Annotated in this window: 11 protein-coding genes; 5 read left to right on the top strand and 6 right to left on the bottom strand. The window is 68.9% G+C overall.

The window, feature by feature from the left end; genetic code table 11:
* Nucleotides 1-1141 (top strand): autotransporter outer membrane beta-barrel domain-containing protein (locus KDH83_RS26085; RefSeq protein ID WP_212320989.1); only part of this gene is annotated, 1141 nt, incomplete at its 5' end.
* 87 nt (nt 1142-1228) lie between these two features.
* Here the strand turns inward: KDH83_RS26085 and rfaE2 are convergent.
* The 6 genes from rfaE2 to ubiE form a co-directional block, all read right to left on the bottom strand.
* Nucleotides 1229-1714, bottom strand: a complete 486-nt coding sequence (gene rfaE2, locus KDH83_RS26080) for a D-glycero-beta-D-manno-heptose 1-phosphate adenylyltransferase (RefSeq protein ID WP_103272233.1) — start codon at nt 1712-1714, stop codon at nt 1229-1231.
* Between the two features lie 16 nt (nt 1715-1730).
* Nucleotides 1731-2609: a ferritin gene (locus tag KDH83_RS26075; RefSeq protein ID WP_103272232.1), complete on the bottom strand. Its 879-nt coding sequence runs from the start codon at nt 2607-2609 to the stop codon at nt 1731-1733.
* A gap of 232 nt (nt 2610-2841) precedes the next feature.
* Nucleotides 2842-4395 (bottom strand): ubiquinone biosynthesis regulatory protein kinase UbiB, encoded by a 1554-nt coding sequence (gene ubiB, locus KDH83_RS26070; protein ID WP_212320987.1) that lies wholly within the window; start codon nt 4393-4395, stop codon nt 2842-2844.
* A gap of 3 nt (nt 4396-4398) precedes the next feature.
* Nucleotides 4399-5034 (bottom strand): SCP2 sterol-binding domain-containing protein, encoded by a 636-nt coding sequence (locus tag KDH83_RS26065; protein WP_212320985.1) that lies wholly within the window; start codon nt 5032-5034, stop codon nt 4399-4401.
* Nucleotides 5035-5214: 180 nt separating this feature from the next.
* The gene (locus KDH83_RS26060; RefSeq protein WP_212320983.1) at nt 5215-6228 is read right to left on the bottom strand and encodes a TIM44-like domain-containing protein; all 1014 of its coding nucleotides are present in this window, start codon (nt 6226-6228) and stop codon (nt 5215-5217) included.
* 157 nt (nt 6229-6385) lie between these two features.
* Nucleotides 6386-7162, bottom strand: a complete 777-nt coding sequence (ubiE, locus tag KDH83_RS26055) for a bifunctional demethylmenaquinone methyltransferase/2-methoxy-6-polyprenyl-1,4-benzoquinol methylase UbiE (protein WP_212320981.1) — start codon at nt 7160-7162, stop codon at nt 6386-6388.
* Between the two features lie 164 nt (nt 7163-7326).
* On the opposite strand from ubiE, the gene phoB reads away from it, so the two are divergent.
* The 4 genes from phoB to KDH83_RS26035 all read left to right on the top strand — a co-directional run bounded on the left by phoB (nt 7327) and on the right by KDH83_RS26035 (nt 11547).
* Entirely contained in the window at nt 7327-8025 is a 699-nt protein-coding gene (gene phoB, locus KDH83_RS26050; RefSeq protein ID WP_103272227.1) for a phosphate regulon transcriptional regulator PhoB, read from the top strand.
* 14 nt (nt 8026-8039) lie between these two features.
* Nucleotides 8040-9347: a phosphate regulon sensor histidine kinase PhoR gene (gene phoR, locus KDH83_RS26045; RefSeq protein ID WP_212320980.1), complete on the top strand. Its 1308-nt coding sequence runs from the start codon at nt 8040-8042 to the stop codon at nt 9345-9347.
* 50 nt (nt 9348-9397) lie between these two features.
* Entirely contained in the window at nt 9398-10072 is a 675-nt protein-coding gene (locus KDH83_RS26040; RefSeq protein WP_212320978.1) for a heavy metal response regulator transcription factor, read from the top strand.
* A gap of 80 nt (nt 10073-10152) precedes the next feature.
* Nucleotides 10153-11547 (top strand): heavy metal sensor histidine kinase, encoded by a 1395-nt coding sequence (locus KDH83_RS26035; protein ID WP_212320991.1) that lies wholly within the window; start codon nt 10153-10155, stop codon nt 11545-11547.
* The last annotated feature ends 153 nt before the right edge of the window (nt 11548-11700 follow it).

Genomic DNA, 11700 nt, shown 5'->3' with positions numbered 1-11700 from the left:
GGCCGATACCAGCAACCAGCGCGCCGCGGCGCGCGGGGTCCAGAGCCTGCCCGCCAGCAATCCGCTGTACCAGGCCGTGCTCAACCTGCCCGTGGGCGCGCCCGCGCCGACGTTCACCGCGCTGTCCGGCGAAACCCATGCCAGCAACGCCGCGTCGCTGCGCAACGTCGCCAACACGTCCGCGATGCTGCCGCTGGAACACTTCCGCAGCAACATGACCGCCGCGCTGCTGCCCGGCCAGCCCAGCGCCGCCGCCGGCGCCAGCGATGTGGCGCCCGACGCGGCCACCTTGCCCGGCTCCACCGTGCGCCCGGTCTGGGCCCAGGTGATCGGCAACTGGCAACGCGCCAGCGCCACCGACAACACCGCCGAAGTGCGCCAGCACACGGGCGGCCTGTTCATGGGCGCGGACCGCCCGCTGGGCGGCGGCTGGCGCATGGGCGGCGCGGTGGGCTACACCGACTCGCGCGCCCGCGCCGACGCCGTCGATTCCAAGGCCGACATCAGCAACTACAGCCTGACCCTGTACGCCGGCAAGTCCTTCGAGGCGGGCGCGGGCAAGCTGAACTTCCTGGCCGGCGGCGCCTATACCTGGCACGACCTGAGCACCGAGCGCATGGTCCGGATCGGCGGCGGCACGCAGAAGCTGCAGGCCGACTACGGCGCCAGCACCGCGCAGCTGTTCACCGAGCTGGGTTACGCCATGCGCGTCTCGCCCGCGCTGACGCTGGAACCGTACGCGGGCCTGACCTGGAGCGACCAGCGCATCCGTGGCTTCTCCGAATCGGGCGGCTACGCGGCCCTGTCCGGCCAGAGCCAGCGCAACGCCCTGACCACCACCACGCTGGGCCTGCGCGGCCGCCAGGACATCATGCTGGGCTCGATCAGCGCCGCGCTCCGTGCGGGCCTGGGCTGGCGGCATACCTTCGGCGACGTGCAACCCAGCACCACCATGGCCTTCGCCGGCGGCGATTCGTTCTCGGTGACCGGCGCGCCCATCGCCCGCAATGCGGCGCTGGTGGAACTGGGCCTGGACGGCAACCTGTCGCGCAACACCACGCTGGCGGTGGGCTACAGCGGACAGTTCGGTTCGGGCAACCGCGACCAGACCGCGTCGATGACGCTGCGCTGGAAATTCTGATCGCGGCCAGCACCGCGCGCGGATGAAAAAGGCGGCCCCATGGGGCCGCCTTCTTTTTTGCATGACAGAGGATCGGCGCGCGACCGCTCAGCCGCCCTGGATCTTCTTCACCAGCGCCGTCGTGGAACGCTCGAACTCGAATGGAATCGCCACCGCGCGGCCGCCCCAGCTCTTGACCAGCGCGGTCTCGGGCAGTGTTTCCATGTCGTAGTCGCCGCCCTTGACGATCAGGTCGGGCTTCAACTGGCCGATCAGGACCTCGGGCGTGTCCTCGTGGAACGAGGTCACCACGGCGACGCAGCCCAGCGCCGCCAGCAATGCGGCGCGGTCTTCCATGCGGTTGAGCGGACGCTCCGCGCCCTTGCCCAGGCGGCGCACGGATTCGTCCGTGTTGACCGCCACGATCAGCGTGCCGCCCAGCTGGGCCGCCTGATCCAGGTAGGTGGCGTGCCCGCGATGCAGGATGTCGAAGACGCCATTGGTGAACACCAGCGGCCGCGCATAGCGGCCCGCGGCGACGGCGGCGACGCAGTCGCCGCGGGACAGGATCTTGGATTCGAAGCGGGCGGTCATGGCCGGATTGTAGCGGTCAGGCGCCCGCCAGGATGATTTCCTTTTCCTTGGGCACGAGCAGCGCCGTCATTTCCTTGCGGTAGCGGTTCAGGTCCTTGACGGTCTCGAAGCTGCGGTCCATCAGCTTGGACAGGATGTGCAGGATGCGCGAGGCGACCTTCTGCTCCCAGACGCCGTCGAAGCGGATCTGCGTGTCCAGCCAGTGCTCCAGCCAGCCCGGCTCGGGCAGGCGCGACTGCACCGTGTCGTTGGGGAACAGCTGCTTGTTCACATGCAGGTTGGTCGGGTGCAGCGCCTGCTGCGTACGCGCGGCCGACGCCATCAGCACGCCGATCTTCGAGAACGCCAGGCGGGCCTGCTCGCTGGTTTCCTGGCCGCGGTCATGCAGCGCGCGACGCATGTACTGCAGGTAGGCGCCGGCATGGCGGGCCTCGTCCTGCGCCACGGTCTTGTAGATGGCCTTGATGACCGGCTCGGTATGCCATTCGGCGGCGCGGCGGTACCAGTGGTTCAGGCGCACTTCGCCGCAGAAATGCAGCATCAGCGTTTCCAGCTCGGGCGCCGGATCGAATTCAAAGCGCACCTTGTGCAGCTCTTCCTCGGTCGGCATCAGGTCCGGGCGGAAGCGGCGCAGGTATTCGATCAGCACCAGGGAGTGCTTCTGCTCTTCGAAGAACCAGACCGACATGAATGCGCAGAAATCGCTGTCGCCGCGATTGTCGCGCAGGAACATCTCCGTCGCAGGAAGCGCCGCCCATTCGGTGATGGCGTTCATCTTGATCGTCTGGGCCTGCTCGTCGGAGAGCTTGCTGCGATCAAAATCATCCCAGGGGATGTCATGCGCCATGTTCCAGCGCACGGCTTCCATGGTCTTGAAGAGTTCAGGATAAAGCATGGTCTGCCCTTGTATATGTCCCGCGTGGGGCTATAGAAATAAATCGAATGGCGCCGCGGCCTGGAAGCCGCGCTGCGCGCCTGCGGGCGGCATGTTCCGTCGGCGCGCGGCGCAGGATGGAGCCTGGGTGGCGCCGTCTCCCGCGAGCGCTATTTTTCGCCGCATCCCGCGAAGCTATGATGACTGTTTCATGAACGAAACATGACAGAAGCCGTCTAGAGCATCGCGCCGCCTACCGGGTCAATGCCCACAGCGCCACCCCGACGGCCAGCGCGATCACGCCGACCAGGGCCGCGACGAGCCGGTTGTTCTGCTCTTGCGCCCGACGCAGCTGGACCATTTCGGCCAGCAGGGCGGGCGAGACGTTCGGGCGGTTGAGATGGTCGTGGACCAGCCTGGGCAGCGCCGGCAGCATCTGCGACCACTGCGCCGCTTCCTTTTCCAGGCTCTGGCGCAGACCCTTGATGCCGACGCGCTGGCGCATCCAGCGTTCCAGATAGGGCTTGGCCGTCTTCCAGAGATCGAGATTGGGATCGAGCTGCCGTCCCAGGCCCTCGACATTGAGCAGCGTCTTCTGCAGCAGCACCAGCTGCGGCTGGATCTCGACGTTGAAGCGCCGCGAGGTCTGGAACAGGCGCAGCAGCACCTGGCCCAGCGAGATTTCGGACAGCGGCCGATCGAAGTACGGCTCGCACACGGCGCGCACCGCGCCCTCCAGCTCTTCCTCGCGCGTGTCGGGCGGCACCCAGCCTGACTCGATATGCAGCTGCGCCACGCGGCGGTAGTCGCGGTGGAAGAAGGCCAGGAAATTCTGCGCCAGGTAGTTCTTGTCGAACTCGGACAGCGAGCCGACGATGCCGAAGTCCAGCGCGATATAGCTGCCCAGCGTCTCGGGCCGGTCGGACACGTAGATGTTGCCCGGGTGCATGTCGGCGTGGAAGAAGCCGTCGGTGAACACCTGGGTGAAGAAGATCTCGACGCCGGTGCGGGCCAGCGTGGGAATGTCGATGCCGGCCTCGCGCATGCGCTCGACCTGCCCCACCGGCATGCCGTACATGCGCTGCATGGTGAACACGGTGGCGGCGGTGTATTCCCAGATCACCTCGGGCACGATCAGCATGTCGCCACGGCCCGATTCGGGGCCGAAATTGCGGCGCAGCTGGCTGCAGTTGGAGGCCTCGCGCACCAGGTCCAGCTCGTCGTGCAGGTACTTGTCGAATTCCGCCACCACCTCGCGCGGCTTCAGGCGGCGGCCGTCCGGACCCAGGCGCTCGATGATGCGGGCCACGATCTTCAGCAGCGACAGGTCCTTTTCGATGATGCTCAGCATGCCCGGGCGCAGCACCTTGACCGCCACCTCGCGGCCGTCGTGCAGCACCGCGAAGTGCACCTGGGCGATCGAGGCCGAGGCCACCGGATCGACATCGAATTGCGCGAACAGCTTGTCGGGCGGCGCGCCGAGCGCGGCCTCGACGCAGGCGGCGGCCTGGGCCGACGGGAACGGCGGCACGCGATCCTGCAGCAGCGCCAGCTCATTGGCGATATCGGCCGGGATCAGGTCGCGACGGGTGGACAGCACCTGGCCGAACTTGACGAAGATGGGACCCAGCGACTCCAGCGCCAAGCGCAGCCGCAATCCGCGCGGCTGGCGCGGACGAGTGCCCAGCCGCATGACGCGCAGCAGGCAGGTGGCCAGCGGGTGGTTCAGGCTGGAGAGCACCAGCTCGTCCAGACCGTAGCGCAGGGAAACCAGGATGATGCGTAGCAGGCGCAGCAGGGGGAACATGGATCAGGCGCCCCGCTTGGCGCCGGCGGCGACCAGTTTCGTCTGCAAGGCGGCGGCGGACCGCGCCAGCGCCTCGGCGCGCGCGTCCAGCTCGGCCAGGTCCAGGCGCCATTGCGCCAGCGCCGGACGGCCCAGCAGCAGGCCGCTTTCCTCGGCCAGGTATTCGGACACATTCTCGGCCGCGCGCTGGCCTGCCTGCAGCGTGCCGCCCGCCAGCTTGCGCGCCCCGCCCACCAGGCGCAGCGCGGCGATGTCGCCCACCACGCGCGCCAGCGCGTCTTCGGGATCCCAGCGCAGCTGCTTGGACAGGTCGGCCACCACCTGGGCCAGCGCCGCATCGCCGGAGATATGCGTGGCCTCGGCCACGTCGGGCGCCTCGCCGCCCGACAGGCGCGGCAGCGGCGGCTTTTCGGGCGATACCGTCAGCGTCACATCCGGCACCACGGCCGGATCGGACAGCTCGGCCAGCCCGTCGCTGCCGATGGTCAGGCCCAGAGAGAATCCGCCCAGCGCGAAGCGCACCGTCTTGCCGGCGTGGCGGACCAGGCGCTCGCGCGCCCAGTCTTCGCGCTTCAACAGCATGTTGAGCGCCTGGGTGGCCAAGCGTGACGGCGTGGGCAGGAACGGAAGAGGCAGCATGAAAGGCAATCGGCAACGGCCAAGGGGCGGGGTTGCCGGTTTTTTACAGTGGGCAAGCCTGGAGTGTAACGGGTCGGGGCGTAGCGTGGCTTTGCGCCCGGACATGGAAAAACCGGCCCAGAAGGGCCGGTTGGGACCGGACGGCCAGGGCCGTCCGGATCGGTGCAGCAGACGTCAGGCTCAGCTGGCGTAGTCGACCGGGATCTGCTGGATGCCGGCCAGCAACCAGCCGCCATTGGCCGGCTTGTACAGATTCCAGACTTCCTCGAAGCGGAAGGCCTCGGCGCCGGGCGCCTCGCGCAGCATGCCCGAGAAGCGGACGCTGGCCAGGTGGCCGTCGGAAACGGTCTCGATGCCCAGCAGCTCGGCGTTCAGCAGGACCACTTCGGTCTTGTTGGCGGCGCCGCCGCGTTCGGTCAGCTGCGGCTTGAGCTCGACGATCAGGTCGTCGGTCAGGAACTCGCGCAGGCGGTCGGTTTCACCGCTGTCCCAGACGGCCTGGATGCGCACGAACTGTTCCTTGGCCTGCTTCAGGAAGCTGACGGTGTCGAAGTCGCCCGGCACGTACCAGTTGCTTTCTTCACCAGCCTTGGGCAGCGCGGCCGCGGCGGGCGCGGCAGCAGCAGCGGCCACAGGCGCGGCGGGAGCCGCCGGAGCCGGCTGCAGCGTTTCACGCCACATGGGCTGTTGCTGCGGCTGGCCCGGAGCCTGGCCCGCGCCGCCAAAGGCGGACTGCGTGGCCGGACGCGGCGCGGCGCCACGCAGGCGGCGCACGATGAACAACACGGCGAAGACGGCCAGCGCGATCAGCAGCGCGGACGACAGGAACTCGGCGAAGGCGCCGGACAGGCCCATGCTGGAAAGCAGCGCGGCGATGCCCAGGCCGGCGGCGATGCCGGCGATGGGGCCGAGCCAGCGCGAAGCGCCGCTCTTGGCCGCGGCGCCGGCCGTGGCCGCGCCCGCCGTGGCGGCGCCAGCGGCTGCCGGCGCGGCGGTGGCGCCGGCGGTGTTGCTGCCGGCGGCCGGCGGCGTGGTGGCCTGGCGCTGTTGCGTCACGTTGCTGGACTGGCGGCCCACGCTGCTGCCGCCGCCGGCGCGGCGCGCCTCGGCGTCAAACGACGCAGTCACCAGCGCAGCGCCGGAAACGGCGATCAGCGCTGCGGCGAAAAACCGCGAAAGACAGAATTTGGTCATGGTTGGTGTGCTCCTCGTACTCGCGAAGGTGGCGCCCCGTAGCGCCACACCCGCGACTTTTCCTTACAACAATCTGAATTGCATAAGAATAACGGACAAGATCCCGCCCCACAAGTTCCCTGTGGGTAAGGGGGTCGTCCGAAAAAAGGTGGGGGGGTCAGCCCAGGCGCACGCCCTCGTGCAACGCGGCGATGCCGGCGGTCAGGTTGAAGTACTGCACGCGCTCCAGGCCGGCCGTGCGCATCATGTCGGCCAGGGTTTCCTGGTCGGGATGCATGCGGATCGATTCCGCCAGGTAGCGGTAGCTGGCCTCGTCCTTGGCGACGGTCTTGCCCAGCCAAGGCAACACGTTGAAAGAATACCAATCATAGACCGGCGCCAGCGGCTTGGCGATGCGGGAGAATTCCAGCACCAGCAGCTTGCCGCCCGGCTTGAGCACCCGGGTCATCTCGGCCAGGGCGCGGTCCTTGTGGGTCATGTTGCGCAGGCCGAAGGCCACGCTGACGCGGTCGAAATAGCCGGTGGGGAACGGCAGGCGCTCGGCGTCGCAGACGGCGGCCGGGACGATCTGGCCGGCGTCCATGAGGCGGTCGCGGCCCACGCGCAGCATGGAATCGTTGATGTCGGTCAGCCAGACTTCCCCGTCCGGGCCCGCGCGCTTGGCGAAGGCGCGCGCCAGGTCACCCGTGCCGCCGGCGATGTCCAGCACCTTCATGCCCGGGCGGATCGCGGCGCGGCCGATGGTGAAGGCCTTCCAGACGCGGTGCAGCCCGGCCGACATGAAATCGTTCATGATGTCGTAGCGCTGGGCCACGGAATGGAAGACTTCGGCGACTTTGCGGGCTTTGTCGCCTTCCGGCACGGTCTGGAAGCCGAAATGCGTGGATTGCGAGGCGGAATCCGCGGAATGTTGCGATTCGGAGGGGGTTTGCATGGTGAATTCCCGATATATCGCCCAATGGTAGCCTATCGGACGCCCGCAGGCGGCCCGCCACGCGCCATACTATTGCGCTACGGTCACATACCTGAAATATTGCGGCCATACTATCGCAATGTTCGCGCCGCGCCGGCGCTCCGCATCGTGCCCAAACAGCCACCATGTCCAGCACCATTCTCGTCGTCGAAGACGAACCCGCCATCCAGGAACTGATCGCCGTCAACCTGTCCTTCGCCGGACACAAGGTGCTGCGCGCCTTCGACGCCGACCAGGCCCAGACCCTGATCCGCGCCGAACTGCCCGACCTGATCCTGCTGGACTGGATGCTGCCCGGCACCTCCGGCCTGGCCGTCGCGCGCAAGCTGCGCAACGACGAACGCACCCGCGCCGTCCCGGTCATCATGCTCACCGCCAAGGGCTCCGAGCAGGACAAGGTCGACGGCCTGGAAGCCGGCGCCGACGATTACATCACCAAGCCCTTCTCGCCCAAGGAGCTGATGGCCCGCATCAAGGCCGTGCTGCGCCGCCGCGCGCCCCAGCTCACCGACGACGTCATCGACGTGGGCGGCCTGAAGCTGGACCCGGTCACGCACCGCCTGTCCGGCAACAGCCAGTCGCTGCAGATCGGCCCCACGGAATTCCGCCTGCTGCATTTCTTCATGACGCATCCGGAACGCGTGTTCTCGCGCTCGCAGCTGCTCGACCAGGTCTGGGGCGACCACGTGTTCGTCGAGGAACGCACCGTCGACGTCCATATCCGCCGCCTGCGCAAGGCGCTGGAGCCCAGCGGCCACGACGCCCACGTCGAAACGGTGCGCGGCAGCGGCTACCGCTTCACGGCACAGGTCCCCGCACGCTAAGACTTCCCCCCACGATGATCTGGCTGCGCACCCTTTTCCTGGTCGCCCTGTGGGCGGTCGCGGCGCTGCTGGCGCACTGGCTCATCGGAGACCCGGCAGGCTGGATCGTCTTCAGCGTCGCCGTGGTCGCCATGCTGCTCTGGCGCAGCTGGCGGCTGCACCTGGTGTCCCACTGGGCCCACCATCCCGATACGTCCCCGCCGGCCTCGGTCGGCCCCTGGGACGACATCCTGGCGCCGCTGTACCGCTACACCCGCGCCCGCGCCCGCGAGCTGACCGAGACCCGCGACACCATGCAGGGCATGCTGGCCGCGGCCCAGGCCCTGCCCGACGGCGCCGTCACGCTCAATGAGGATTTCCAGATCGACTGGTGCAACCGCATGGCGCGCCAGCACCTGGGCCTGCGCCTGCCGGCCGACCGTGGCCACAACCTGCTGAACCTGCTGCGCGCGCCCGAGTTCGTCGAGTACGCGCACCGCGCTTCCTGGCCCGATCCCATCCTGGTGCGGCTGGGCCAGAATGGCCAGGAACGGCTGATGATGATGCAGCTCACGGCCTACGCCAGCAACCAGCGGCTGCTGATCACGCGCGACGTCACCCAGATCGAACGGCTGGAAACCACCCGCCGCGACTTCGTCGCCAATGTCTCGCACGAGCTGCGCACGCCGCTGACGGTGCTGGCCGGCTTCCTGGAGACGCTGCGCGACATGCCCGACGACGCCCTGCCCGCCGAGCAGCGCGCGCAGTACCTGGACATGATGCACGAGCAGGCCCAGCGCATGCAGGCCATCGTCGAGGACCTGCTGACGCTGTCCACGCTGGAATCATCGCCCGGCGGCGACCCGCGGGCGGTGAACATCGGCGCGCTGCTGCAGAAGGCGCGCCAGCAGATCGAAGCCCTGTCCGGCGGACGCCATGTGCTGGAATGGCATGTGGACGAATCCCTGGACGTGCTGGGCGCGGAGACCGAGCTGACCTCGGCGTTGTCCAACCTGCTGACCAACGCCGTGCGCTACACCCCCGACGGCGGCACGATCACCGTGCGCTGGGAACGCGAGGACGACGGCGGCGCGCACTACAGTGTGCAGGACACCGGCATCGGCATCCCGGCCCGCCACATCCCCCGGCTGACCGAGCGCTTCTACCGCGTGGACCGAGGCCGTTCGCGCGCCGTCGGCGGCACCGGGCTGGGCCTGGCCATCACCAAGCACATCGCCATGCGGCACGACGCCGAGCTGCTGATCAGCAGCGAACCCGGCAAGGGCAGCACCTTCGCGCTGCGCTTCCCGCCCGAACGGATCGCGGTGGAAGGCAGCGTCTGATTTCGCGGCGCGATGCGCCGCGCGCGCGGGCCGGATGGTAAATTCCGGCCATGCGCATCCTGGTCATCGAAGACGAACCCAAGCTGGCCGACTACCTGAAAAAGGGCCTGTCGGAGCAAAGCCATGTCGTGGACCTGGCCCGCGACGGCGTGGACGGCCGCCATCTCGCGCTGCAGGGCAACTACGACCTCCTCATCCTGGACGTCATGCTGCCCGGCGTGGACGGCTTCGAGATCCTGGCCTCGGTGCGCGAGCACAAGGACACGCCCATCCTCATGCTGACCGCGCGCGATGCCGTCGAAGACCGCGTGCGCGGGCTGGAAGGCGGCGCCGACGACTATCTGGTCAAGCCCTTCGCCTTTTCCGAATTCCTCGCGCGGGTGCAGGCGCTGCTGCGCCGCGGCCGCGCGCAAGAGCCTTCCGTCCTGCGCCTGGCCGGCCTGGAACTGGACCTGGCCCGACGCCGCGCCCAACGCGACGGCCGCCGCCTGGACCTGACCGCCAAGGAATTCAACCTGCTCGTGCTGCTGCTGCGCCGCCAGGGCCAGGTGCTGTCGCGCACCACGCTGGCCGAGCAGGTCTGGGACATGAATTTCGACAGCGACACCAACGTCATCGACGTGGCGGTGCGCCGCCTGCGCGGCAAGCTCGACGATCCCTTCGACGCCAAGCTGCTGCATACCGTGCGCGGCATGGGCTACGTGCTGGAATCACGCCCCGAATGAGCGGCCGGGCCGCGACCGGCGCGTCGCCCACGGAATCCGACCCGGGGCCTGAACCGACGCCCGCCGGCCGTACGCGCTCCATGCAGGCGCGGCTGACGCTGCTGCTGGGCGCCATCGCGCTGCTGGTCTCCAGCCTGGCCGGCGCCACGCTGTTCTGGGCGCTCAAGCGCGAGGTCGCGCGCCAGGAGATCACCGAGGTCACCGGCAAGTTCGAACTCATCGAACACCTGGTCGACATGCAGAGCAACGCGCGCGGCATGGACGAGCTGGCCGCCGCGCTGGACAACATGCGCGCGGGCCACGGCCACCTGGGCATCTGGATCGAGGACAGCCGCGGCCGCCAGGTATATGGCGGCGAGCCGCCGGTCATCCTGGAACGGCTGGCAGGCAACGAAGTGGAGCTGCACGCGCCCGACGGCTCGCGCATGCGCGGCTTGCGCGTGGCGCTGGACGAGCGCCTGGCGCCAGGCGCCGTCCTCACCGTGGCCGTGGGCGTGGGCGCCGGCGCGCGGCTGCTGTACGCCTACGGCACCGCGCTGCTGCTGATCTGCGCGCTCTGGGTCGGCGCCACCGTGATGCTGGCAGCCTGGGCTGTGCGCCGCAGCATGGCGCCCGCTCGCCGGCTGTCGGAACAGGCGGCGCGCATCCAGCCCGACAACCTGGCCCTGCGCCTGCCACTGCACGACACCGACCGCGAATTGCAGGATTTCGTGCGTTCCTTCAACCGCACGCTGGACCGCCTGCAATCGGCCTACCAGCAGATGGAAGGCTTCAACGCCGACGTGGCCCACGAGCTGCGCACGCCGCTGGCCACCCTGATCAACGGCACCCAGGTCATGCTGTCCTCGCCCCGCGACGCGGCCGAGCTGCGCGATGCGCTGGAATCCAACCTGGAAGTGCTGGAAGACCTGAAGACCATGGTCAACGACATGCTGTTCCTGGCGCGCGCCGACCGCGGCGAACGCGCCGCCGACCGGTCCGCGATCTCGCTGGCCGCCGAGGCCCGGCGCGTGGCCGAGTACTACGACGCCGCGCTGGAAGAACGCAGCATCCGCCTGCGCTGCGAGGGCGACGCGGCCGTCGCGGCCAACCCCGGTCTGGTGCGCCGCGCGCTGGCCAACCTGATCTCCAACGCCATCAAGGCCACCCCTGCCGGCCACGAGATCCAGCTGCGCTGCGAGCCCGTCGCCGGCGGCGCGCGCGTGGAAGTGCGCAACCCCGGCGCCTCCATCGCCCCCACCGACCTGCCCCGCATCTTCGACCGCTTCTTCCGCGCCGGCCAGGGCCGCGGCCCGCGCAGCGAGGGCCACGGCCTGGGCCTGGCCATCGTCCGCGCCATCGCCCGCATGCACGACGGCGACGTGGACGCCCGCTCCACCGCCGGCGAAACCGTGATCGGCATCACGCTGCGCGGCCAGGCCGACAAACGAGCTGCCACAAGCCAAGACGCCGACGCGCCCTCCACGCGCCAATAACGCCGCCACGCCACCGGCCCAACACCAGGCCAACGCCCCATCAATCGGCCGCTGATGTCCAAGATTCCGAAAGAACGCATCCAGCTCCGCCCCCCCCAATCGCTTCCTCGAAGCTAAATCGCACAATCCAGACACGCCCTCCCCAAGCCAGGC

The sequence above is a fragment of the Achromobacter sp. Marseille-Q0513 genome (genome assembly GCF_018195695.1).
GTDB lineage: Bacteria > Pseudomonadota > Gammaproteobacteria > Burkholderiales > Burkholderiaceae_B > Achromobacter.
This window is presented reverse-complemented; position numbering and strand designations above follow the sequence as displayed.

What these genes read in the sequence shown, in the direction of transcription:
- KDH83_RS26040 (WP_212320978.1), top strand. Translation starts at nt 9,398, where the DNA reads ATGCGCATCCTGGTCATCGAAGACGAACCCAAGCTGGCCGACTACCTG.
- rfaE2 (WP_103272233.1), bottom strand. Translation starts at nt 1,714, where the DNA reads ATGACCGCCCGCTTCGAATCCAAGATCCTGTCCCGCGGCGACTGCGTC.
- ubiE (WP_212320981.1), bottom strand. Translation starts at nt 7,162, where the DNA reads ATGCAAACCCCCTCCGAATCGCAACATTCCGCGGATTCCGCCTCGCAA.
- KDH83_RS26075 (WP_103272232.1), bottom strand. Translation starts at nt 2,609, where the DNA reads ATGCTTTATCCTGAACTCTTCAAGACCATGGAAGCCGTGCGCTGGAAC.
- ubiB (WP_212320987.1), bottom strand. Translation starts at nt 4,395, where the DNA reads ATGTTCCCCCTGCTGCGCCTGCTACGCATCATCCTGGTTTCCCTGCGC.
- phoB (WP_103272227.1), top strand. Translation starts at nt 7,327, where the DNA reads ATGTCCAGCACCATTCTCGTCGTCGAAGACGAACCCGCCATCCAGGAA.
- KDH83_RS26060 (WP_212320983.1), bottom strand. Translation starts at nt 6,228, where the DNA reads ATGACCAAATTCTGTCTTTCGCGGTTTTTCGCCGCAGCGCTGATCGCC.
- KDH83_RS26065 (WP_212320985.1), bottom strand. Translation starts at nt 5,034, where the DNA reads ATGCTGCCTCTTCCGTTCCTGCCCACGCCGTCACGCTTGGCCACCCAG.
- KDH83_RS26035 (WP_212320991.1), top strand. Translation starts at nt 10,153, where the DNA reads ATGCAGGCGCGGCTGACGCTGCTGCTGGGCGCCATCGCGCTGCTGGTC.
- phoR (WP_212320980.1), top strand. Translation starts at nt 8,040, where the DNA reads ATGATCTGGCTGCGCACCCTTTTCCTGGTCGCCCTGTGGGCGGTCGCG.